The organism is Streptomyces sp. 6-11-2 (genome assembly GCF_006540305.1).
GTDB lineage: Bacteria > Actinomycetota > Actinomycetes > Streptomycetales > Streptomycetaceae > Streptomyces.
On record NZ_BJOR01000001.1, the window covers coordinates 4969291 to 4992483 of the forward strand.

A 23193-nucleotide genomic window follows, 5' to 3' on the forward strand; every position below is an offset into this window, starting at 1 on the left:
CAGCGGACCGATGGCCCGCCGCCCTCCCTTTTCCGGTTTCCGGCTCCAGACGTTTCTCCGGCTCTAGGCGTCGCCGCCCGCCGTGCCCGGGTCGGCCGCCGACACCTCCAGGATCCGGTAGCGGTCGAGGGCCTGCTTCAGCACCGACCGGTCGACCTTGCCCTCACGGGCCAGCTCCGTCAGCACCGCCAGCACGATCGACTGGGCGTCGATGTGGAAGAACCGCCGGGCCGCCCCACGGGTGTCGGCGAAGCCGAAGCCGTCGGCGCCCAGCGACTGGTACGTCCCCGGCACCCACCGCGCGATCTGGTCCGGCACCGAGCGCATCCAGTCGGAGACGGCCACGAACGGCCCCTCGGCCGCGCTCAGCCTCCGCGTCAACCACGGCACCCGCTGCTCCTCCTCCGGGTGCAGCAGGTTGTACTCCTCGCACGCCACGGCCTCGCGCCGCAGCTCGTTCCAGGAGGTCGCGGACCAGACGCCGGCCCTGACGTTCCACTCCCCGGCGAGGATCCGCTGGGCCTCGAGGGCCCACGGGACCGCCACGCCCGACGCCATGATCTGCGCCGGGATGTCGCCCGCCGTGCCCTCGCCGAGCCGGTGCAGGCCCTTGAGGATGCCCTCGACGTCGACGTCCGCCGGCTCGGCCGGCTGCTGGATCGGCTCGTTGTAGACGGTGAGGTAGTAGAAGACGTCCTCGCCGTGCGGATGCCGCTCGTCGCCGCCGTACATGCGGCGCAGGCCGTCCTGCACGATGTGCGCGATCTCGTACCCGTACGCCGGGTCGTAGGCCACGCACGCCGGGTTGGTGGAGGCCAGCAGCTGGGAGTGGCCGTCGGCGTGCTGGAGACCCTCACCGGTCAGGGTCGTGCGGCCGGCGGTCGCGCCCAGGACGAAACCGCGCGCCAGCTGGTCGGCCATCTGCCAGAACTGGTCGCCGGTGCGCTGGAAACCGAACATCGAGTAGAAGACGTACACCGGGATCAGCGGCTCGCCGTGGGTGGCGTAGGCCGAGCCCGCCGCGATCAGCGAGGCCGTGCAGCCCGCCTCGGAGATGCCGTCGTGCAGCATCTGCCCGGTCGGCGACTCCTTGTAGGCGAGCAGCAGATCGCGGTCGACGGACTCGTACTGCTGGCCGAGCGGGTTGTAGATCTTCGCACTCGGGAAGAAGGAGTCCATGCCGAACGTGCGGTACTCGTCCGGCGCGATCAGCACGAACCGCCTGCCGATCTCCTTGTCCCGCATGAGGTCCTTCAGCAGCCGCACGAAGGCCATGGTGGTCGCGATGGACTGCTGGCCCGAGCCCTTCTTCACGGACGCGTACGTCCGGCCGCCCGGCAGTTCGAGCGGCTTGGAGCGCACCATCCGGGTCGGCACGTAGCCGCCGCAGCCCTTGCGGCGGTCGTGCATGTACTGGATCTCCTCGGTGTCTCGGCCCGGGTGGTAGTACGGCGGCGGGCCGGACTCCAGCTCCCGGTCGGAGATCGGCAGGTGCAGCCGGTCGCGGAAGTGCTTGAGGTCGTCGACCGTCAGCTTCTTCATCTGGTGGGTGGCGTTGCGGCCCTCGAAGTTCGGACCGAGCGTCCAGCCCTTGATCGTCTTGGCCAGGATGACCGTCGGCTGCCCCTTGTGCTCCAGGGCCGCCTTGTAGGCCGCGTAGATCTTGCGGTGGTCGTGGCCGCCGCGGCCCAGGTGCAGGATCTGCTGGTCGGTCATGTTCTCGACCATCTTGCGCAGCCGGTGGTCGTCGCCGAAGAAGTGCTCGCGGATGTAGGCGCCGGACTCGGTGGCGTAGGTCTGGAACTGGCCGTCCGGCGTGGTGTTCATCCTGTTGACCAGCACGCCGTCGCGGTCCTGGGCCAGCAGCGGGTCCCAGGTGCGGTCCCAGATCAGCTTGATGACGTTCCAGCCGGCGCCCCGGAAGACCGACTCCAGCTCCTGGATGATCTTGCCGTTGCCGCGGACCGGGCCGTCCAGGCGCTGGAGGTTGCAGTTGACCACGAAGGTCAGGTTGTCCAGGCCCTCACGGGCGGCGATGGACAACTGGCCGAGCGACTCCGGCTCGTCCATCTCGCCGTCGCCGAGGAAGGCCCACACGTGCGAGTCGGAGGTGTCCGCGATCCCGCGCGCGTGCATGTACCGGTTCATCCGGGCCTGGAAGATCGCGCCGATCGGGCCGAGGCCCATGGAGACCGTCGGGAATTCCCAGAAGTCCGGCATCGAGCGTGGATGCGGATAGCTGGACAGGCCGTACGGCGACTTGGACTTCTCCTGGCGGAAGCCGTCCAGGTGCTGTTCGGTGAGCCGGTCCAGCAGGTACGCGCGCGCGTAGATGCCCGGTGAGGCGTGCCCTTGGAAGAAGACCTGGTCGCCGCCCCGGCCGTCGTCCTTGCCGCGGAAGAAGTGGTTGAAGCCGACGTCGTAGAGGGAGGCGGAGGAGGCGAAGGTGGCGATGTGGCCGCCGACGCCGATGCCCGGCCGCTGGGCGCGGGAGACCATCACCGCGGCGTTCCAGCGCGTGGCGTTGAGGATCTTGCGCTCGATCTCCTCGTTGCCGGGGAAGAACGGCTCGCTCTTGGTGGGGATCGTGTTGACGTAGTCCGTGCTGCGCATCTCGGGCACGGCCACGCGCTTCTCGCGGGCGCGCTCGATCAGCCGGAGCATGAGGTAGCGGGCCCGCTCCCGGCCCCGCTCGTCGACCGCGGCGTCGAGCGAGTCGAGCCACTCCTGGGTCTCCTCGGGATCGAAGTCAGGAACCTGACTCGGGAGGCCGCCAATGATGATCGGGTTTCGATCGGATCCGGAAGCCACGCTGTTCCTTACCTGTCAGAGGGCTGACATGTCTGGGGCGTATCTGGGTTCGTTCTGTTGGTTTCCTGAGTTCCTGTAGGTTTGTCTGCCTGTGCCTGCACCGTTCCCCATCGTGTACCTCGCGCAAGCCGCACGTCATCTCTACCGCGAGGTAACCCTGGGGTTTCATCGGGCGTCCCCTGCCCGGACGCGTGCTCCCGAACACGCGAACCGGACAGAACGGTGTGGTGTGTGTCACCGCTGATCGCGATACCGTGTCAGGAGTTGCGGCGACACAGCCGGGATCGTCACCGTTTCGGCGGTCTGAACCGCCGGGTACTTGCGCGATCCGGCCCGCCCGTGTGGACTACGGCCAATGCTTCGCGCACGCGCGTGGCTGAAGACCTAAATCGCAACATCATCAGGAGGCAACCCGTGAGCGCGACCGCGGACCACGCGGAGGAGCGGACTAACCCGGCCGCCAGGCTGGGATTCCAGCCCGGGCAGGTGGTCCAGGAGATCGGCTACGACGACGACGTCGACCAGGACCTCCGCGAGGCCATCGAGGAAACGAGCGGCAGCGAGCTCGTGGACGAGGACTACGACGACGTGGCCGACGCCGTGGTGCTGTGGTTCCGCGACGACGACGGCGACCTGACGGATGCGCTGGTGGACGCCACCACGTACATCGAAGAGGGTGGCGCGATCCTGCTCCTCACACCGAAGACGGGCCGTTCGGGCTACGTGGAGCCGAGCGACATCTCGGAAGCCGCGACCACGGCGGGTCTGTCGGCGAGCAAGAGCGTCAGCGTCGGCAAGGACTGGAGCGGCAGCCGCCTCGCGACGCCCAAGGCAGCCAAGTCCAAGAAGTAGCTCCACCTCGTCCCAGGACCCCGGACGGGCCGACTCGTGTCGGCCCGTCCGTCGGCTTGCGGTGATCACTGCGTAGGGTGGTATCACCCGAACAGTCCCACCGAAGGGAAGCAGGACGATGGCGATCCAGGTCGGCGACAAGGCGCCCGACTTCGAACTCAAGGACAACCACGGCCGGACCGTGAAGCTGTCCGACTTCCGCGGCGAGAAGAACGTGGTGCTGCTCTTCTACCCGTTCGCCTTCACCGGTGTGTGCACCGGCGAGCTGTGCGCCCTGCGCGACAACCTGCCGAAGTTCGTCAACGACGACACCCAGCTGCTCGCCGTCTCCAACGACTCCATCCACACCCTGCGCGTCTTCGGCGAGCAGGAGGGCCTGGAGTACCCGCTGCTGAGCGATTTCTGGCCGCACGGCAACACTTCGCGCGCCTACGGCGTCTTCGACGAGGGCAAGGGCTGCGCGGTGCGCGGCACCTTCATCATCGACAAGGAGGGCGTCGTGCGCTGGACCGTGGTCAACGGCCTGCCGGACGCGCGCGACCTCAACGACTACGTGAAGGCGCTCGACACCCTGTGACCCGGTGTCCCCGACACCTGTGATTCTTCGGCTCCAGGGCCTGCGTGGCGCGGGAACCCGTCACTAGGATCGAGTCGTTGATCCCATATCCGATGCACGACGGGGCTTCCGCCCCCGGACACCAATGGAGGACTCGTGGGAGTCAGCCTCAGCAAGGGCGGCAACGTATCGCTGACGAAGGAGGCCCCGGGCCTGACCGCGGTCCTCGTCGGCCTGGGCTGGGACGCCCGCACCACGACCGGCAGCGACTTCGACCTCGACGCCAGCGCGCTGCTGCTGAACAACTCCGGCAAGGTGGTCAGCGACCAGCACTTCGTCTTCTTCAACAACCTCAAGAGCCCGGACGGCTCGGTCGAGCACACCGGTGACAACCTCACCGGTGAGGGCGAGGGCGACGACGAGACGATCAAGGTCAACCTGGCCGGCGTCCCGGCCGACGTCGACAAGATCGTCTTCCCGGTCTCGATCTACGACGCCGAGAACCGCCAGCAGTCCTTCGGACAGGTGCGCAACGCCTACATCCGCGTGGTGAACCAGGCCGGCGGCCAGGAGATCGCACGGTACGACCTCAGCGAGGACGCCTCCACCGAGACGGCCATGGTCTTCGGCGAGCTGTACCGCCACGGCGCGGAGTGGAAGTTCCGCGCCATCGGCCAGGGCTACGCGTCGGGCCTGCGCGGTATCGCGCAGGACTTCGGCGTGAACGTCTGAGTCCAGGTCTGCACGGCTTCGCACCAATCCCGACCCGTCCGGCGCCGCGCGTTTCAGCGCGGCGCCGGACGCGCAGGACAACCACACAGGCACCACCTCGGGGAGGACCAGCATCATGGGCGTCACGCTCGCCAAGGGAGGCAATGTCTCCCTCTCCAAAGCCGCACCGAACCTGACCAACGTCATGGTCGGACTCGGCTGGGAGGAGCGCTCCACCACCGGAGCCCCCTTCGACCTCGACGCCAGCGCGTTGCTGTGCAGCGGCGCCAACCGGGTGCTGGGCGACGACTGGTTCGTGTTCTACAACCAGCTCACGAGCCCGGACGGCTCGGTGGAGCACACCGGTGACAACCTCACCGGTGAGGGCGAGGGCGACGACGAGACGATCCTGGTGGACCTCACCAGGGTGCCGGCGCAGTGCGAGAAGATCGTCTTCCCGGTCTCCATCCACATGGCCGACGAGCGCGGCCAGACTTTCGGCCAGGTCTCCAACGCCTTCATCCGCGTGGTCAACCAGGCGGACGGCGCGGAACTCGCCCGCTACGACCTGAGCGAGGACGCCAGCACCGAAACCGCCATGATCTTCGGCGAGCTCTACCGCTACCACGGCGAATGGAAATTCCGTGCCGTGGGCCAGGGGTACGCGTCGGGACTGCGCGGGATCGCTCTAGACTTCGGGGTCAACGTTTCGTAAAGGCATGTGCGGCGCGGGGGAGACCCGTACCGGATACGGATTGGGTAGCCAGTGCTTCTGAAAACATTCGGCTGGTCGTTCGCGGTCACCGCGCTCGGCCTGGCCGCGGCGGTCTTGTACGGGGGGTGGACCGCCTTCGGGATCGTGGCGATCCTGTCCATCCTCGAGATCTCGCTGTCCTTCGACAACGCGGTCGTCAACGCCGGAATCCTGAAGAAGATGAACGCCTTCTGGCAGAAGATCTTCCTCACGGTCGGTGTGCTCATCGCGGTCTTCGGCATGCGGCTGGTCTTCCCCGTCGTCATCGTCGCCATCACCGCCAAGATGGGCCCCATCGAGGCCGTCGACCTCGCGCTCAACAACAAGGACCGCTACCAGCAGCTGGTCACGGACGCCCACCCGGCGATCGCCGCGTTCGGTGGCATGTTCCTGCTGATGATCTTCCTGGACTTCATCTTCGAGGACCGGGACATCAAGTGGCTGCACTGGATCGAGCGGCCGCTCGCCAAGCTCGGCAAGATCGACATGCTGTCGGTCTGCATCGCCCTGGCCGTGCTGCTCATCACCTCCTTCACCTTCGCCGCCAACGCCCACCAGCACGGCGGCGCGCACATCGACAAGGCGCAGACGGTGCTGATCGCCGGCATCGCCGGTCTGATCACGTACATGGTCGTCGGCGGACTGTCCGGCTACTTCGAGGACAAGCTCGAGGAAGAGGAGGAACGCGAGCACGAGGAGGAGGAAGAGGCCGCGCGCACCGGCAAGAAGCGCTCGGCGGTCGCCCTGGCCGGCAAGGCCGCGTTCTTCATGTTCCTCTACCTCGAGGTGCTCGACGCCTCCTTCTCCTTCGACGGCGTGATCGGCGCCTTCGCCATCACCAACGACATCGTCCTGATGGCCCTCGGCCTCGGCATCGGCGCCATGTACGTCCGTTCGCTCACGGTCTACCTGGTCCGCCAGGGCACCCTCGACGACTACGTCTACCTGGAGCACGGCGCGCACTACGCGATCGGCGCGCTGGCCGTGATCCTCATGGTCACCATCCAGTACGAGATCAACGAGGTGATCACCGGCCTGGTCGGCGTGGTCCTCATCGCCTGGTCCTTCTGGTCCTCGGTGCGCCGCAACCGCGCCCTGGCGGCGGCCGAGACGAGCGCCGCGGGGGCGGACGCGCAGAGCGAGGTCTCCTCAGGGGTGTGACAGCCCTCCGGGTGAGGGAACGCTCTTGTGCGGGGCGGCCGACGAGGACCGGGTCGAACCGGTCCTTCGGGGCCGCCCCGTCGCATGGGTCCGGTGTGCGGTGAACTGGGGGCGGAAAGGGACATGGGCTTCTTCGACGGTCTGCTGGGAGGACGCGCGGCCGACTTCGACTCGGGCAGCGCCTCGTCCAACGCGATCGAGCTGACCAAGCGGCACCATCAGGTGTCGCTGACCAAGCAGGGCGCGGCCACCGGGCATCTGCGCGTCAACCTGACCTGGCGGATGCGCACCTCGGACTTCGACGGTCCGGCCCGGCAGAGCCTGCTGCGGCACCCGTTCAAGGCGCTCAAGCCGCCGGAGGTGCAAGGGCACAGCCAGAGCATGGTCAACGTCGACCTCGACCTCGGCTGCATGTACGAGCTGTCCGACGGCACCAAGGGCGTCGTGCAGCCCCTCGGCGGCTTCCTCGGCGACGTGAACGCACCGCCGTACGTCAAGCTCAGCGGCGACGACCGGTTCGGGTCCGCGTCCGGCGAGACCATGTACATCAACCTCGACCACCGGGACGAGATCAAACGGCTGCTGGTCTTCGTCTACATCTACGACCAGACACCCGCCTTCGACCGCACCCACGCGATCGTCACGATGTATCCGAGCAACGGCCCGCGCATCGAGATCGGCCTCGACGAACGCCACCCGCAGGCACGCTCGTGCGCGGTGGTCCTGATCGAGAACGTCAAGGGCGAACTGGTCGTCCGCCGCGAGGTCAAGTTCGTCTACGGCTTCCAGTCGGAACTGGACCGCCTGTACGGCTGGGGCCTCCAGTGGGGGCGGGGCTACAAGTCCAAGGCGGACCGGTAGCGCGAGCCGGGCTACCCCCGGCCGTACCGCCTACCGTCCGATGAACTGCGGCCCCTGCGGCGGCAGCCGGAACTCCGGGTCGGGCGCGGCCGCCACCGGCGGGGGATACCCGTACCCGGACGGGGCCGTGGCCGCCACCGGCTGCTGCGGGTAGCTGTACACCGGCTGCGGATACCCGTAGGCCGGCTGAGCCGCCGAGGGCACCTGCACGGGCTGCTCCGGCGGCAGCGGCTGCGCGGCCGGAGCGGCGCCCGCGCCCTGCGAGCCCTGCGCCTCCTCCGACTCGTCCACCGAGATGCCGAAGTCCGTGGCGAGGCCCTTCAGGCCGTTCGAGTAGCCCTCGCCGAGCGCGCGGAACTTCCAACCGTCGCCCCGCCGGTACAGCTCACCGCAGATCAGCGCGGTCTCCTGGCCGGTCTCCGGTTTGATGTCGAAGTAGGCCAGCGGCTCCTCATCGGCGGCCGTCGCGTCGTACAGCAGGATGCGCAGTCCCTGTACGACGTCGAAGGCGACGCCGTCCGCCGAGGCGACCAGCAGGATCCGGAGCACGTCCGGGTCCAGCCCGGCGAGATCCGTCTGGACCGTGTCCGTCAGGCCGTCGGCGACCCGCTTCTTGCCCAGCCGCCAGACCTTCCCGGACGGATGCCGCGGCTGGTTGTAGAAGACGAAGTCCTCGTCGGAGCGCACACGGCCGCCGGGACCCAGGACCAGCGCGGAGGCGTCGACGTCCGGGATGCCCTGCCCGGGCGTCCAGCGCACCACGGCCCGTACCGTGGTGACGTCCAGCGGGACGTTCGACCCTTTCAGCATCGCGTGCGTCATGCGGTCATCCTGCCTTCTCCGTCCTGGTCACGACAACGCGGGGCATGGACACGGCCGGGTTACCTGAAATTCATGCCCCACGGGAACCTCGGACATGGATTCGTACGTACTATTACCGGCCACCTTTTGACAGTCTTCGCAGGCCGCTCGATGCGCCACGGGGGGAGCTTCATGCGTCATTTCGGGCACCTCGCCACCGAGGTGCGGCAGCGCCTGTTCCATCAGGAGCCGTGCGAGTTCACCGCTGGCTCCCCGGCGCGGACGCTCTCCGCGGCCCTGGGCGCCACGCTCTACAGTCCGGCCACCCGGCCGCGGCTCGCCGACGACATCGTCAAGCAGGCGGGGCGTGGTGTGGTCTCGATGGTGCTGTGCCTGGAGGACTCGATCGACGACGCCGAGGTGGAACACGGCGAGGAGAACCTGGTCCGGCAGTTCGCCGAACTGGCCGCGCTCGAGCGGGCGTCCGGCTCCGTGGAGCTCCCGCTGCTGTTCATCCGGGTCCGCGTCCCCGAGCAGATCCCCGACCTGGTGCGGCGCCTCGGGCCCGCGGTGCGGCTGCTGTCCGGGTTCGTGCTGCCGAAGTTCACCGCGGAGCGGGGCATTCCGTTCCTGGAGGCGGTGCAGGCCGCCGAGGCGGGGAGCGGACGACGGCTGTTCGCCATGCCGGTCCTCGAATCGCCCGAGCTGCTCTACCGGGAGTCGCGGGTGGAGACCCTGGAGGGGATCTTCCGCGCGGTCGACAAGTACCGCGACCGGGTGCTCGCGCTGCGCCTCGGCGTGACGGACTTCTGCTCCTCGTACGGGCTGCGCAGGGCCCCCGACATGACCGCCTACGACCTCCAGGTCGTCGCCTCCGTGATCGCCGACGTGGTGAACATGCTGGGGCGCGCCGACGGCACCGGGTTCACGGTGACCGGGCCGGTGTGGGAGTACTTCCGGGTGCAGGAGCGCATGTTCAAGCCACAGTTGCGGCAGAGCCCCTTCATGGAGGTGCAGGCCGTCGAGCTTCGCGAGAAGCTGATCGAGCACGCGATGGACGGGCTGCTGCGGGAGATCTCCCTGGACCAGGCCAACGGGCTGCTCGGCAAGACCTGCATCCACCCCTCCCACGTCCTGCCCGTGCACGCGCTGTCGGTGGTCAGCCACGAGGAGTTCAGCGACGCGGCGGACATCCTGCGGCCCGAGCGCGGCGGCGGGGGCGTCCTGAGGTCGGCGTACACGAACAAGATGAACGAGGTGAAGCCGCACCGCGCCTGGGCCGAGCGGACCCTGCTGCGCGCCGAGGTCTTCGGTGTCGCGCGGGAGGACGTCGGTTTCGTGGAACTGCTGGCCGCCGCGGTCTCCGACTGACCGCACCGCATCACCGCCGAGGGCACACAAGGAAGGCATGAACAAGCCAGTGAACGACGGGCTCTGGTCCGGCACCTGGGTCGCCGAGCGACTCGGGGTCGAACTCGTGGGCGACGACCGGCTGACGGGCCTGCTGGGTCTCGCGCTGCGCCGCAACCCCAAGCGGGCGCACCTGCTCGTGTCCAACGTGCTCGGCAAGCACGTGCCGCAGTCGCCCTCGGTCGTGTACGGCCACGGGTTCGCCCTGGGCCGCCGGGTCCGCGACCTGCTGGGCGCCGACCAGTGCGGCCGGGCGGTCGTCCTGGGCTACGCGGAGACCGCGACGGGCCTCGGCCACGCGGTCGCGGACGGCCTCGGCACCGCGCCGTACCTGCACTCCACGCGCCGCCCGGTCCCCGGTGTCGCCCCGGCCGGCGGCTTCGAGGAGTCCCACTCGCACGCCACCTCCCACCTCCTGCTGCCCGAGAACCCCGCCCTGCTGGCCTCCGACGGCCCGCTGGTCCTGGTGGACGACGAGTTCTCCACCGGCAACACGGTCCTGAACACCATCCGCGACCTGCACGCCCGCTATCCGCGCAAGCGGTACGTCGTGGTCGCGCTGGTCGACATGCGGACCCCGTCCGACGCGGACCGCCTGCGGCAGTTCGCCGACCGGATCGACGCCCAGGTGTCCCTGGTGACCACCGCCTCCGGCACGGTCCGCCTCCCCGCGGACGTCCTGGAGAGGGGCCAGGACCTCGTCGCACACCACGAGGCAGCCCAACCGGCCGCGTTCCGCACGGAGCAGGTACCACCCCCGGCCGGTGCTTCGGCGGGGGCGGAGGGCACTGCCGTGTGTGAGGCGTCCGTCGTTCCGGGGCAGCGGGGGGCCGGGCGGGTCCGGCGGGTCGAGTTGCGCTGGCCCCGGGGGGTGCCGGACGGGGGGCGGCACGGGTTCACGCCGGTGCACCGGGACCGGCTGGAGTGGGCGCTGCCCGCCATGGCCGCCCGGATCGCCGAGGCGTTGCCCCGGGACGCGCGGCAGGTGCTGGTGCTCGGCTGCGAGGAGCTGATGTACGCGCCGCTGCGGCTGGCGCGGGAGGTGGAGCAGGTCGTGGAGGCCGAGGTGCGGTACTCCACCACCACCCGCTCGCCCGTGCTGGCCGTGGACGACCCCGGTTACGCGATCCGCACCCGGCTGGTCTTCCCGGCGCACGACGACCCGGCCGACGGCCCCGGCGAGCGCTACGCCTACAACGTCGCCGGCGGCGGCTTCGACGCCGTGGTCGCCGTCGTCGACTCCGCCGCCGACACCCCCGAACTGCACGCGCCCACCGGCCTGCTGGCCCGGCTCGCCGCGCACACCCCGCACGTCCTGCTCGCGGTCGTGCCCTCGTACCACCCCGTGCCCCCGCACGCCCCCGAAAGGTCCCCGATGCTGCCCGAGCCCCTCCGCGGCCCCGCCTTCTCCTCGTACGCGCCCGACGAGGTCGGCTGGCTGCTCCAGGACCTCTCGGACGCGACGCTGGAGGCGCCGACGGAGGAGCGCGAGGAGGCGATCCAGAGCGGCGGCGCCCACTACGCCGAGTCGCTGCCGGTGGAGTACCAGCCCAGCGAGCAGTACCAGGAGCTGTTCCACACGGCTTTGGCGGCCTCCGCCGCGCGGATCGCCCGGGCCGTGGGCGTGGTCACCGAGACGATCCTCGCCGAACTTTCCCTGCGCCGGAGGAACCCGGCCGGGACGGAGGAGACCTCGGGCGCCGGCCCCGTGCTCGTCTCGCTGGCCCGCGCCGGGACACCCGTCGGCGTACTGATGCGGCGCTGGGCCCGGTTCCGGCACGGCCGGGACCTGCCGCACTACGCGGTGTCGATCGTGCGCGGCCGCGGCATCGACACCAACGCGCTGCGCTGGCTGGCCGCTCACCACGACCCCCGCGACGTCGTCTTCGTCGACGGCTGGACCGGCAAGGGCGCCATCACCCGCGAACTGGCGCGGGCGGTCAGGGAGTTCGAGGATAGCGAAGGGATCACCGGGTTCGACCCGGAGATCGCGGTGCTGGCCGACCCCGGTTCGTGCGTGCGGACGTACGGCACCCGGGAGGACTTCCTCATACCCTCCGCCTGCCTCAACTCCACCGTGTCCGGCCTGATCTCGCGGACCGTGCTGCGCGCGGACCTGGTCGGCCCGCACGACTTCCACGGCGCGAAGTTCTACCGCGAACTGGCCGGCGCCGACGTGTCGAACGTCTTCCTCGGCGCCGTCTCCCAGTGCTTCCCCGAGGTCGCCGACAGCGTCGACACCGCCGCCAAGGAACTGCTGTCCACCGACCGCACCCCCACCTGGGAGGGCTGGGCGGCGGTCGAGCGCATCAGCGAGGAGTACGGCATCCACGACGTGAACCTGGTCAAGCCCGGCGTCGGCGAGACCACCCGCGTGCTGCTGCGCCGGGTGCCGTGGAAGATCCTGGCGCGGGCCGGCGCCGGCGCCGACCTGGACCACGTACGGCTGCTGGCCGCGCAGCGCGGGGTCCCGGTCGAGGAGGTGGACGAACTGCCTTACAGCTGCGTGGGGTTGATCCACCCCCGGTACACGCGCGGGGCGACCGGGGCCGACGGCAGGGCGGTGACCCTCTGATGCCGGTCCTGGTGGCGAGCGATCTCGACCGTACGCTCATCTACTCCTCCGCCGCCCTGGCGCTGACCATGCCGGACGCGCGGGCACCCAGGCTGCTGTGCGTGGAGGTGCACGAGAGCAGGCCGCTGTCGTACCTGACCGAGACGGCGGCCCAGCTGCTCACCGATCTCGCCGACACGGCGGTGTTCGTGCCCGCCACGACCCGCACCCGCAAGCAGTACCTGCGCATCAACCTGCCGGGCCCGGCCCCGACGTACGCCGTCTGCGCCAACGGCGGCCATCTGCTGGTGGACGGCGTGTCGGACGGCGACTGGCACCGGCGGGTCCTCGCGCGGCTGGCCGACGAGTGCGCGTCGCTCGCGGAGGTCCAGGAGCACCTGCTGCGCACCGCCGACCCGGCCTGGGTGCGCAAGCACCGCGTCGCCGAGGATCTGTTCGCCTACCTCGTGGTGGAGCGCGAGCTGCTGCCCGAGGAGTGGGTGAAGGAGCTGGCCGCGTGGGCGGCCGGCCGGGGCTGGACGGTCTCGTTGCAGGGCCGCAAGCTCTACGCCGTCCCCAAGCCGCTGACCAAGAGCGCCGCCGTGCGCGAGGTGGCCCGCCGCACCGGCGCCGACCTCGTCCTCGGCGCCGGCGACTCGCTGCTGGACGCCGACCTGCTGCACGCCGTGGACCGCGGCTGGCGGCCCGGACACGGCGAACTGGCCGACACCGGCTGGACGGCACCCGGCATCGCCGCCCTGCCCGAGCGCGGGGTGCTCGCCGGCGAGCGGATCGTGCGGGAGTTCCTCAGGGCGGCCCGGGCGCCCCGGTAGGAGCGTCAGCCGCGGCAGCCGGTAGGAGCGTCAGCCGCAGCAGCCTCCGCCGCAGCACCCGCCGCCGCCCGAGCCGGACCGCGGCGCGGGTGCCGGTGCGGCCGCCGAGCCGCCCACCGCGACCGTGGACAGCAGCTTGACCGTGTCGTCGTGCCCGGCGGGGCAGCTCGCCGGGGCGGACGACTCCGCCATGGGACGACTCAGTTCGAAGGTGTCGCCGCAGCTCCGGCAGCGGTACTCGTAGCGAGGCATGTGCCCAGATTAACGGGCGTGACCGGACGCACAGCCCTTCGTGTTTCTTATGTCTTGGTTTCTGTCCAGTTCTTGTGCGGAGAAATTGAAAAGACGGCTGATAATTTTGTAGCGCCGCGAGGGCCGCGTGGCGGCTGCGAACAAGGGGGAGGGCAGCCGCAGTTGCGGTGACTGTGTCGACCCGCGCGAGCAAGACGAAAGTGCGGAGGAGGACGCAGTAGTGACGGAGGCAGGGCGGGGGGACGGCCTTCCGGAGGAGGACCGCCGGACCGGCGGGAGCCGCGCCGAGGACGGACCACCGGACCCGTCGCGGACCGACCGGTCGGTGCGTGCGGAGGAAACGATCCAGCTCAAGGTCGACGCGCTGCGCCGAGCGGACGAGACCATGCAGCTGAAGGTCGACGCCCTCCGCGGCCGGCACGCGAGCGCGCAGCCGCACGAGACGATGCAGTTACGCGCCTTACAGACGCAGCCCGAACCGCCCGAACCGCCCGACCCGTCCGACGGTCCGTCCCGGCGGCGCGCCGACCGCCGCAAGCCGCGCACCGGCCCCACGCTCCCCCCGGCCCTGACCCGGCGCCTCGCCCCTCTCGTCGCGGTGGCCGCGCCGTACGCACGGAAACTGAAACCGGTCTACCCGCGCCCCGGCCGCACCGGCTGGCGGCGCTGGCTGCCCTCCTGGAAGCAGTGGCTCGGCGCCACCCTCTCGGCCCTGGGCCTGAGCACCGTCCTCCTGACCATCGCCTACGCCGCGACCGACATTCCGCGGAACCTGAACACCTACGCCACCCAGCAGGACAACGTCTACTTCTGGTCCGACGGCACCCCCATGGCCCGTACCGGCTGGGTGCAGCGCCAGGCGATGCCGCTGAAGGACATACCCGAGGACGTCCGCTGGGCGGTCCTCGCGGCCGAGAACGAGAGCTTCTACAGCGACCCCGGCATCTCCTTCACGGGCATCGGCCGGGCCCTGTGGCGCACCGTCGGCAAGGGCGACACCCAGGGCGGCTCCACCATCACCCAGCAGTACGTCAAGAACGTCTACCTCTCCCAGGACCAGTCCGTCAGCCGCAAGTTCACCGAGGCGATGATCGCGCTCAAGCTGGACAACCGGATGAGCAAGGACAAGATCCTCGAGGGCTACCTCAACACCAGCTGGTTCGGCCGCGGCACCTACGGCATCCAGCGCGCCGCCCAGGCCTACTACGGCAAGGACGTCGGCGACCTCGACGCCAGTGAGGCCGCCTTCCTCGCCTCCCTGCTCAAGGGCGCCGGGCTCTACGACCCCACCCTGAGCCCGGCCAACCACAGCCGGGCCGTGGAGCGCTGGACCTGGACGCTCGACCGCATGGTCAAGATCGGCAAGCTGTCGCGGGCCGAACGCGCCAAGTTCCGCACGTTCCCCGAGCCGTTCAAGCGCAACCCGCTCTACGACACCGGTCAGCAGAGCGACTACCTGGTCGAACTGGCCTCGCAGTACGCCAGGAAGACCGCGCACATCACCGACCAGCAGTTCGACCTGGGCGGCTACCAGATCTACACCACCTTCGACCGCAAGCGGGAGAGCACACTGACCGACGAGGTCACCAAGGCCCGCAAGAAGGCGCGGAAGACCAGCCCCGGCCCGGCCGGGACCGTGCACTACGGCGCCGCCTCCGTGGCCGCCGACGGCCGCATCCTCGCCGTCTACGGCGGTCCCGACCACCGCACCCAGGGCTACAACGAGTCCAACGCCTCCACCGTCCCCGCCGGTTCGGCCTTCCTGCCGTTCGTCTACGCGGCCGGACTCGAGCACGGCGTCACCAAGCGGCGTGACGTCCCCAGGGAGCAGGTCACCCCCCAGACCCTCTACGACGGCGACGACGACGTGCCCGTCACCACCCCCGAGGGCCCCTACTGGGACCGCAGCGGGAAGAAGGTGTCCGCCCACAACGACGACAAGAAGTCCTGGGGGCGGATCAGCCTGCACCAGGCGCTCGCGAACTCCGTGAACACGCCGTTCATGCAACTCGGCATGGACACCGGGCTGGACCGGGTCAAGCAGACCGCCCAGGCGGCCGGACTGCTGCCCTCCAGCATGGGCCCGCAGGTGCCCGCGCTGTCCCTGGGCAGCTCCACCCCGAGCGCGATCCGGATGGCCAGCGGCTACGCCACCTTCGCCGCCAAGGGCACGCACACCGAGCCGTACTCGGTGCGGCGCATCACCCGCAACGGCTCCTCCGTCCGGCTGGACACCCCGGCCACACGGCGCGCGTTCGGCCGGGGCGTGGCCGAGGCGGTCACCGAGGCGCTCGGCGACTCCTTCCGCACCGCCCACCCGGGCGCGGCGTCCGGCACGGCACCGGTCGCGGGCAAGGCCGGCACCACCGAGGACGACACCGCCGCCTGGTACGCGGGCACGGTTGAGTCGGTGTCCACGGCGGTCGTCGTCTACCGCATGGACCTGGCCAAGAGCCTCGAACCGCTGCCGCTGGAAGGAGTCGCCGGCACCCCGGCCGACAGCGTTCCCTACGGGATCTGGGCCGGTGCCATGAACCCACTCGGCTGAACCCGGCGGCCCGGCCGCACCCACCCCCCACCACCCCCCTCGCAGATTGAGCCCCCCCATGAAGTCAACCGGCCGTCGGCGCAAGGCCCGTGCGCCCCGCCGCGCCACCCGCCCCGAGTTCCTGACCCTGGCCGCCCTGCTGGTCGTCGCCTCCGTGGTGGCGGGGTTCCTGACGCTGACCCGTGCCGACTCGACCACGCCGACCGCGTCCGCCGGATCCAAGAAAGCGGACGCCAAGGCCGGCCCCGAGGAAGGCCCCAAGGACGGCCCCAAGGACGCCGGTTCCCCGTCCGGGGCGGCCGAGGAGCCCGAGTGGGACGGGAAGGTCCGGGTGCTCGGCGACGGCTCCACCTCCTACACCGGTCCGCAGAAGGCCGAGTGGAAGCCGAAGCCGCTCAAACCCGGCGAGAAACCGCCGCAGTTCGTGGTCTTCTCCTGGGACGGCGCCCTGGAGGGCGACGACCGCCTGTTCTCGCACTACCGCGAGCTGGCCAAGGAGTACGACGCCCACATGACCTTCTTCCTCACGGGCATCTACCTGCTGCCCAAGGCCAAGAAGGACCTCTACCACCCGCCGCAGCACTCGGCGGGCGCCGCCGCCATCGACTACGCCACCGTGGACCACATCCGCACCACCCTGGAGCAGCTCGGCGCGGCGTACGAGGACGGCAACGAGATCGGCACCCACTTCAACGGCCACTTCTGCGGCGCCAAGGGCGGCGGCGACTGGAGCGTCAAGGAGTGGAAGAGCGAGATCGACCAGTTCTACTCCTTCGCGGAGAAGTGGAAGACCAACAGCGGCCTCACCGACGTCCCGCCGCTGCCCTTCGACTTCAGGAAGGAGATCACCGGCGGACGCGCGCCCTGCCTGGAGGGGCAGCCCAACCTGCTGAAGGCCATCAAGGACTACGGCTGGCGCTACGACGCCAGTTCGCCCGGCGACTTCCAGATCTGGCCGTCGAAGAAGGAGGGCATCTGGGACTTCCCGCTCCAGATGCTCCCCTACGAGGACGGCAAGTACCAGGGCCTGTCGATGGACTTCAACTTCCTCTACAACCAGTCCAACGGTGAGACCCAGGGCGATCCGGCCAACTTCCCGCAGTGGGAGCAGCAGACCGTCGACTCCTACATGGCCGGATTCAACCGCGTCTACTACGGCAGCCGGGCGCCCCTGTTCGTCGGCAACCACTTCGAGGACTGGAACGGCGGCATCTACATGAAGGCCATCGACCAGGTCGTCAAGAACATCTGCACCAAGAAGGACGTCAAGTGCGTCTCGTTCCGGGAGCTCGCCGACTGGCTGGACGTCCAGAAGCCGGAGACGCTGCAACGGTTGCGCGCCCTGGACCCGGCTCAGTCCCCCGACTGGTCGTCGGTGGTCAACTGACGTGCAGGACGGGCGAGTTCCACTTGTGGCCCCCGCTCCACAGCAGCTCCACACCGCATGCGAAGATGCCGTCGCCCGGTAGGTCTACCGGCGTAGAGGGGAACACCATTGAAATCAAGAAAATTAAGCCGTAAACGGCGTCGCGCCACCATAGTCTCGGCGGCGGCCGCCTCGGTCGTCGCCGGCGTGGCGCTGGCGCCCAACTGGAGCGCGGGCGCGGCGGTCACCGACGACCCGACGGTGGACGCGGCCACCAGGGCCACCTTCCAGAAGCTGGCCGACGCGGTCTTCACCGACCGCACCCAGGCCCTGGTGGACGACGCCCCGGGAAGCAGGGGACGCCACCACCGGCTGACGTCCGGCTTCTCCGGCAAGGTCCGCCTGTCCGGCACGCAGTCGCGCGAGGAGACCTCCGCCCTGGACCAACTGCGCGGCCGCAAGGCGCGGCTCGCGAAGCTGGGTGAGAAGTACAGCGCCGCCAAGACCAGCGTGTCGCTGGACGCCACCCAGGTGAAGGGCCGCGACGCCAAGGTCGCCGTCACCGAGACCACGACCCTGACGTACCGGAGGGTCCGCGGCAACGAGCCGAAGACCACCGGCTTCCAGGCCCACCACGAGCTGACGTTCAGGGCCGACCAGCAGGGCAACTGGCAGCTGACGCGCATCCGCGACACGGACGACGGCGTCGCCGTCAACCAGATCGCCGCACCGCCCGTGGTCACGCCGCCGACCGCGAAGCCGTCGACCACGGCACCGACCGCGAAGGCCTCGACCAAGGCGCCCACCCCGGCTCCGACCACCCCGGCTCCGACCACCGCGGCTCCGACCACCGCGGCCCCGGCTGCCTCCAGCACGGCCCCCAGCGTCGCCGCCGACGGCAACCCGCCGTCGGCCCCCCGCGCGGCCATCACCACGAAGCCGCCCGCCGCGCCGAAGAACCTCTCCGGCGGCGCCTACGACTACAAGGCCATGGCGGCGTACGCGACGAAGTACTGGAACAACTACAACCCCGACTACCCCGACTTCAACGGGGCGGGAGCCGGCGGCGACTGCACCAACTTCGTCAGCCAGTCCCTCAAGGCGGGCGGCTGGAAGCACGAACCCGGCTACACGTACGACTTCCACAAGTGGTTCGGGAACTCCGAGATCCAGTCGGACTCGTTCGTCGGCGTCAACGAGTTCTCCTGGTTCGCCCTGTCCTCCAAGCGGGTCACCAGCCTCGCCAACGTCTACCAGATGGACATCGGCGACGTGCTCCAGGTGGACTTCAACCGGGACGGGTCCAAGGACCACTCCATGATCGTCACGTCCCGCACCGCGCAGGGCGTGCCGTACCTGTCGTACCACTCCACCAACACCTACAACAGGTCGGTGGCGAGCATCATCGCCTCCTACCCGGACGCGTACTACTACGCCTACCGGACCTGAGCGGTGCCTTCCGGGAGCGGGGAGCGGGCCGTCAGTGGCCGGCTCCCCGCTCCTCGCGGATCCGGGACACCACCGCGGCCACCGTCTGCCGGACCGCCTCGGTCTCCGTCAGGAAGTGCCAGTAGTCGGGATGGCGGCCCTCCAGCGTGGCCACCGCCCGCTCCAGCCGGCCCACCGAGTCGTCCAGCGGGCGGGCGTGCCGCGGATCCGGCGTCGTACGGCCCGACATGGCCAGCCGCTGCGCGTCCCGGATCGCGAACCGGGTCCGCTCGACCTCCGCCTGCGGATCCTTCTGCACCGAATTCAGCCGCCGCAGCCGGTCCCCGGCGGCCGACACCGCCTCGTCGGTGGTGTTCAGCAGCGCCCGTACCGTCGACAGCAGCGCCGTCGCGTCCGGCCAGCGCTGGGCGTCCCGCGCGGACTGCGCCTCCCGCAGCTTCGCCTCCGCCTCCCGCACACTCCCGGCGGCCTGCTCCGGCACCTGTTGCAGGTCCTGCCAGCAGGCGACCGTGAACCGTCGCCGCAGCTCGCTGAGCACCGGCTCCACCTGCCCGGCGCGCGTACTCAGCGCCTGCGCCCGGGTGCGCAGCGACACCAGCCGGTGATCGATCTCGGCGGCCTGCTCCGGCAGCCGCACCGCGTCCGCCCGGATCGCCTCCGCCTCCCGCGCCACCCGCTCGGCGCGCTCCAGCGTCGGCTGCACGCCGTGCTGCCCCGCGCCCTGGTTGAGCCTGGTCAGCTCGGGGGAGAGAGCGGCGAGCCGGGCGGCCAGGTCGTCCGCCCTCAGCCCGGAGCCGCGGACGTCGTCGAGTGCGCCGGCGGCGGCGCTCAGGGCCTGCCGGGCCCGCTCCACGGAGGGCGCCACCCGCGCCAGTTGGGTCTCCGCCTTGCCGAGCAGCGGACCGAGGCCACTGCCGAAACGGTCCAGCTCCCTTTTGACGCCCAGCAGTTCGTCCTTGGCGGCGGTCAGGTCGACGCGCGCCCGGGAGGCCACGGAGGCCTCCAGGTCGTCACGGTCCAGGTCCTGGGCGTCGACGGCCTGGATGTAACGCTGACTGACCTCGTCGATGCGCCGTCCCAGCGCCTCGAAGGCGGCGACCGCGCGGCGGGCGTCCGGGGAGTCGTCGACGGCCGTGATCGTCTCGATCGAGATCCGCAGGTCGCGCTGGGCGCTGTCCAGCTCGTAGAAGGCGGCCGCGGCGGCGTCCTTGGCGGCCTGCGCCTCGGCCCGCTGGGTCTCGGCCCGCCCGCCGAACCAGCGCCGGGTGCCGCCGCCCGCGAAGGCAGCCGGCAGCGCGAGCAGGGCGAGCACCGGCAGGCCCATCAGTACGAGGACGTCACGGACGTCACGGGCGGCCGAGGTGCGCGCCGGGCTCGGACAGGCGCTCCGAGGCCGGGGCCGTGCATACGGCGAGTGCGGCTGTGCGGGGGTCGCCGGTGTCGCCGTCACATCCCTCTCCCGTGCTGTGGTCCGCCATGCGTGCGGTCATTCTCCCATTCGCGGCGGACGAACACACGGGCCGGTCAGTCAGCCGTACGAACTGTGATCCTTCCGTCGCCGGTGGTCGCGGACACCACGTGGGAGCTGGCGTCGTTCCGGGGCACGGAGACGTCCACCGAGCCGTCGCCGGTCTTCGTCGTCACCCGGTACGCGGCGTGCGGCAGCACCACGCTGATGGAGCCGTCCCCGGAATGCGTCTCCACCCGGTCCGGCACGATGGCCAGTTCGAGGCGGACCGAGCCGTCGCCGGTGGTGGCCCGCACCCGGCGGGAGGAGACCTCCGCCCGTACGGTCCCGTCGCCGGAGCGCAGCTCCAGGGGCCCGGTGGAGTCGGTGACGTGCACGGATCCGTCGCCGGTACGGATGCTCAGCGCGTCCTTGAAACCGCGCGCCCGTACGCTGCCGTCGCCGTCCTCGACCTTCACGGCGACCCCGTGCGGAACCTCGATCCGGTGCTTGGCCGAGCAGTCGGCGACGAACCCCGAGCACTTCATCCGCAGTACCAGCCGGTCGTCCCTCATGGACCAGGTCACCCTCGGATCGTTCCCGACCAGCACGGACCCGCGGAACCAGCGGGTGACCTCCACGGTCCCCGGCTTCGCCGAACCGGCGGCGACGATCTCCAGAGCCGAGTCGTCCGAGTCCACGGTCAGGGTGTCTCCGCGCAGGGCGAAGGAGTGCCGCTCGGGGCTGGTGTCGTCCTCGGCGGAGCCCCCGCAGGCCGTGGCCGTGGCGACCAGGACCACGAGGACACCGGCGACGGCGGCGACACGAGCGGGCACGGAACGGGACATGACGATCTCCCCCTGACGACGGACGACGAGCCCCCACGGCTCTGTGAAGACCGTAGAAAGAACCTCCGCCACGGAGAATCCGGCGGGCTACCGGACGGAGGGTGGGGTAAACCCCCGCAGCGCCGATCCGTTGACACGACGAAGGCCCAGGTCTCCGGGGTGTCACCCGTGGACCTGGGCCTTGGCCGTGCTGCAACCGGTGGGCGCGGACGGTTTCGAACCGCCGACATCCTGCTTGTAAGGCAGGCGCTCTACCCCTGAGCTACGCACCCGGACGAGTGGACAGCCTACCTTGCCGGGGGAGCTGTCCCGCAAACTCGTTGCCCGGCCCTCGGCGTCCCGTGGCGCTGCCAGGAGCGAGGCGTGGGTCAGGCGGTCGAGGGCGGGCTCCCGTCCTCGACCCCCGGGGGCTCGTGGGTGTGTTTCAGGTGGCTGCGGGCGCTGACGCCGTCCGGGCCGGGCAGTTCCGACCAGTAGCGGTGGGTGCTGACGAACACCGCGAGTTCGTGCTCGCGGCGGCGGAGCTTTTCGACCGCGGCCTGCTCGTCCGGTGTCCAGCCCGGTGAGGCCGGCCGCTCCACCTTGCGCCAGCCGCCGTCGTCGCTGAACCCGTCCAGCGGCTCGACCGACCAGGGCAGCCGCTTGAGCAGGGCCGACAGCTCGGCCCGTACCTGGTGCAGCTCCTCCTGACCGGCGAGGAGGTCACTCGGGAAGTCATAGCGCGTAGCCACGCCGCAATGGTACGCCTGTTCGAATTTGGCCCGCGACCGCAATGCGGGGGGTTCATGTGTTCGACTTCGCTCCGGGTGGCGGGAGCGGCTTTCGCGCAGGGGCTCTCACGTAGCAACGCGGATGTCGGGGCCGGGGCACGGCCCGTACCGTCCCGGCCGTGGAGAACACCGTGAACACCCGCGCGCCGACCGCAGGCGCTGCTGGGCGTGCCGCACTGAGTGATGCCGGCCCTCGGCCAGGTCGCCGCCCGAGGACGGTGCGGCGGGGCGCTTGCGCGGTGGGCGCGGGGCGTGCTGACACTGGGGGCATGTGCCGGAGCATCAAGACACTGCGCCCGCCCGTGTTGCCCGAGCAGGCGACCGAGGAGGAGATCCGTGCGGCCGCGTTGCAGTACGTGCGGAAGGTCTCGGGGTTCCGGGCGCCTGCCGCGCACAACCAGGAGGTCTTCGACCGGGCGGTCGACGTGATCGCGCAGGCCACGCAGGAGCTGCTGTCGGGGCTGGAAGTGCGGCGGCGGGCGGCGTCCAGGGCCGGGTGACGGCCGGGCGGGGCCGAGTGGCGGGTGATGGGGAGCGCCGGGTGCGGCGTCCGTCGCCGGACTTGTCCTACGACGCCTCGGCCGGCTTCAGCGGGCGTCGCATCAGGTACGCCGCTCCCGCGCCCGCCGCGAAGAGCGCCGCCACCGACACGCAGGTCGCCAGCCAGGCGGCGCCCAGCCAGCGGGTGCCGAAGTAGCCGAGGGCCACGCTGTAGGTGGCCCAGGACAGGCCCGCCAGCGCGGACCAGGGCAGGAACTCCCGGACCCGGCGGTGTGCCGCGCCGGCGCTGAAGGAGACCACCGAGCGGCCGGCCGGGGCGAAGCGGGCGAGGACCACCAGCGCGCCGCCGCCGCCCCGGGACAGGGCCGCGCCGAGCCGTTCCTGCGCCCTGCTCAGCCGCCGGGAGCGGGAGATCGCGCGGTCCAGGCGCTCGCCGCCGCGCCGGGCCAGACGGTAGGCGACGAGGTCACCCAGCACGGACGCCGTCGCCGCGCAGAGGGTCAGGGCCAGGATGTCGGGCACGTTCTGCGGGACGTGACCGGTCGCCGCGCCGGTGCCCGCGGCCGCCGCCGTGGCGGCCGTCACTATCAGCACGCCGCTGGGCAGGACCGGCAGGAACACATCCAGCAGTACGGACGCGGCCACCATGACGTAGATCCATGGAGTGCCGATGAGTGACCCCACCCTCGCCACACTCTCCAGCACCGA

General features: G+C 70.5%; 21 protein-coding genes and 1 tRNA gene. 13 read left to right on the forward strand and 9 right to left on the reverse strand.

Annotated features, from left to right (window positions below; translation table 11 throughout):
- Positions 1-63: 63 nt before the first annotated feature.
- On the reverse strand, positions 64-2811 hold the full coding sequence (gene aceE / locus TNCT6_RS21825; RefSeq protein WP_141361253.1) for a pyruvate dehydrogenase (acetyl-transferring), homodimeric type: 2748 nt from the start codon (positions 2809-2811) through the stop codon (positions 64-66).
- A 414-nt stretch (positions 2812-3225) separates the two neighbouring features.
- On the opposite strand from aceE, the gene TNCT6_RS21830 reads away from it, so the two are divergent.
- From TNCT6_RS21830 to TNCT6_RS21855, 6 genes are all read left to right on the forward strand, one after another.
- Positions 3226-3663 carry a DUF3052 domain-containing protein gene (locus TNCT6_RS21830; RefSeq protein ID WP_172632979.1) on the forward strand — a complete coding sequence of 146 codons (438 nt, stop codon included), beginning with the start codon at positions 3226-3228 and terminating at the stop codon, positions 3661-3663.
- A 118-nt stretch (positions 3664-3781) separates the two neighbouring features.
- Positions 3782-4240: a peroxiredoxin gene (locus TNCT6_RS21835; protein WP_141361258.1), complete on the forward strand. Its 459-nt coding sequence runs from the start codon at positions 3782-3784 to the stop codon at positions 4238-4240.
- Between the two features lie 135 nt (positions 4241-4375).
- Positions 4376-4951 carry a TerD family protein gene (locus TNCT6_RS21840; protein WP_100567001.1) on the forward strand — a complete coding sequence of 192 codons (576 nt, stop codon included), beginning with the start codon at positions 4376-4378 and terminating at the stop codon, positions 4949-4951.
- A gap of 115 nt (positions 4952-5066) precedes the next feature.
- The gene (locus TNCT6_RS21845) at positions 5067-5645 is read left to right on the forward strand and encodes a TerD family protein (RefSeq protein WP_141361260.1); all 579 of its coding nucleotides are present in this window, start codon (positions 5067-5069) and stop codon (positions 5643-5645) included.
- 51 nt (positions 5646-5696) lie between these two features.
- Positions 5697-6845 carry a DUF475 domain-containing protein gene (locus tag TNCT6_RS21850; protein ID WP_141361262.1) on the forward strand — a complete coding sequence of 383 codons (1149 nt, stop codon included), beginning with the start codon at positions 5697-5699 and terminating at the stop codon, positions 6843-6845.
- A gap of 123 nt (positions 6846-6968) precedes the next feature.
- Positions 6969-7706 carry a Tellurium resistance gene (locus TNCT6_RS21855; RefSeq protein ID WP_141361264.1) on the forward strand — a complete coding sequence of 246 codons (738 nt, stop codon included), beginning with the start codon at positions 6969-6971 and terminating at the stop codon, positions 7704-7706.
- 30 nt (positions 7707-7736) lie between these two features.
- On the opposite strand, the gene TNCT6_RS21860 is transcribed toward TNCT6_RS21855, so the two are convergent.
- A complete protein-coding gene (locus TNCT6_RS21860) occupies positions 7737-8528 on the reverse strand; it encodes a TerD family protein (RefSeq protein ID WP_141361266.1) in 792 nt (263 codons plus the stop codon).
- A 171-nt stretch (positions 8529-8699) separates the two neighbouring features.
- Here TNCT6_RS21860 and TNCT6_RS21865 point away from each other — a divergent pair, with 171 nt between their 5' ends.
- The 3 genes from TNCT6_RS21865 to TNCT6_RS21875 are packed head-to-tail and all read left to right on the forward strand — an operon-like array spanning position 8700 to position 13304.
- Complete coding sequence (locus tag TNCT6_RS21865; protein ID WP_141361268.1) at positions 8700-9878, forward strand: HpcH/HpaI aldolase/citrate lyase family protein; 1179 nt, start codon at positions 8700-8702, stop codon at positions 9876-9878.
- A gap of 37 nt (positions 9879-9915) precedes the next feature.
- On the forward strand, positions 9916-12492 hold the full coding sequence (locus TNCT6_RS21870) for a phosphoribosyltransferase (RefSeq protein WP_141361270.1): 2577 nt from the start codon (positions 9916-9918) through the stop codon (positions 12490-12492).
- Positions 12492-13304 carry an HAD family hydrolase gene (locus TNCT6_RS21875; protein ID WP_141361272.1) on the forward strand — a complete coding sequence of 271 codons (813 nt, stop codon included), beginning with the start codon at positions 12492-12494 and terminating at the stop codon, positions 13302-13304. The genes TNCT6_RS21870 and TNCT6_RS21875 overlap by 1 nt, the downstream gene beginning before the upstream one ends.
- Before the next feature lie 30 nt (positions 13305-13334).
- Here the strand turns inward: TNCT6_RS21875 and TNCT6_RS21880 are convergent, their stop codons facing one another.
- On the reverse strand, positions 13335-13556 hold the full coding sequence (locus tag TNCT6_RS21880) for a zinc ribbon domain-containing protein (protein ID WP_100567009.1): 222 nt from the start codon (positions 13554-13556) through the stop codon (positions 13335-13337).
- Between the two features lie 385 nt (positions 13557-13941).
- Here TNCT6_RS21880 and TNCT6_RS21885 point away from each other — a divergent pair, with 385 nt between their 5' ends.
- From TNCT6_RS21885 to TNCT6_RS21895, 3 genes are all read left to right on the forward strand, one after another.
- Positions 13942-16104 carry a transglycosylase domain-containing protein gene (locus tag TNCT6_RS21885; RefSeq protein ID WP_253266426.1) on the forward strand — a complete coding sequence of 721 codons (2163 nt, stop codon included), beginning with the start codon at positions 13942-13944 and terminating at the stop codon, positions 16102-16104.
- Between the two features lie 58 nt (positions 16105-16162).
- On the forward strand, positions 16163-17491 hold the full coding sequence (locus TNCT6_RS21890) for a hypothetical protein (protein ID WP_141361274.1): 1329 nt from the start codon (positions 16163-16165) through the stop codon (positions 17489-17491).
- Between the two features lie 186 nt (positions 17492-17677).
- The gene (locus tag TNCT6_RS21895) at positions 17678-18919 is read left to right on the forward strand and encodes an amidase domain-containing protein (RefSeq protein WP_253266188.1); all 1242 of its coding nucleotides are present in this window, start codon (positions 17678-17680) and stop codon (positions 18917-18919) included.
- A gap of 31 nt (positions 18920-18950) precedes the next feature.
- Here TNCT6_RS21895 and TNCT6_RS21900 read toward each other — a convergent pair whose 3' ends face one another.
- The 5 genes from TNCT6_RS21900 to TNCT6_RS21915 all read right to left on the reverse strand — a co-directional run bounded on the left by TNCT6_RS21900 (position 18951) and on the right by TNCT6_RS21915 (position 21945).
- Entirely contained in the window at positions 18951-20243 is a 1293-nt protein-coding gene (locus TNCT6_RS21900; RefSeq protein ID WP_253266189.1) for a hypothetical protein, read from the reverse strand.
- 22 nt (positions 20244-20265) lie between these two features.
- Entirely contained in the window at positions 20266-20397 is a 132-nt protein-coding gene (locus tag TNCT6_RS41715) for a hypothetical protein (protein WP_301184398.1), read from the reverse strand.
- 46 nt (positions 20398-20443) lie between these two features.
- Positions 20444-21214, reverse strand: a complete 771-nt coding sequence (locus TNCT6_RS21905; protein ID WP_141361280.1) for a DUF4097 family beta strand repeat-containing protein — start codon at positions 21212-21214, stop codon at positions 20444-20446.
- 200 nt (positions 21215-21414) lie between these two features.
- Positions 21415-21486, reverse strand: a tRNA-Val gene (locus tag TNCT6_RS21910).
- Between the two features lie 96 nt (positions 21487-21582).
- The gene (locus TNCT6_RS21915; RefSeq protein ID WP_141361282.1) at positions 21583-21945 is read right to left on the reverse strand and encodes a hypothetical protein; all 363 of its coding nucleotides are present in this window, start codon (positions 21943-21945) and stop codon (positions 21583-21585) included.
- A gap of 308 nt (positions 21946-22253) precedes the next feature.
- Here TNCT6_RS21915 and TNCT6_RS21920 point away from each other — a divergent pair, with 308 nt between their 5' ends.
- The gene (locus TNCT6_RS21920) at positions 22254-22484 is read left to right on the forward strand and encodes a DUF2277 domain-containing protein (protein WP_141361284.1); all 231 of its coding nucleotides are present in this window, start codon (positions 22254-22256) and stop codon (positions 22482-22484) included.
- A 67-nt stretch (positions 22485-22551) separates the two neighbouring features.
- Here the strand turns inward: TNCT6_RS21920 and TNCT6_RS21925 are convergent, their stop codons facing one another.
- The gene (locus TNCT6_RS21925; protein WP_373996245.1) at positions 22552-23133 is read right to left on the reverse strand and encodes a DedA family protein; all 582 of its coding nucleotides are present in this window, start codon (positions 23131-23133) and stop codon (positions 22552-22554) included.
- Positions 23134-23193: the final 60 nt, after the last annotated feature.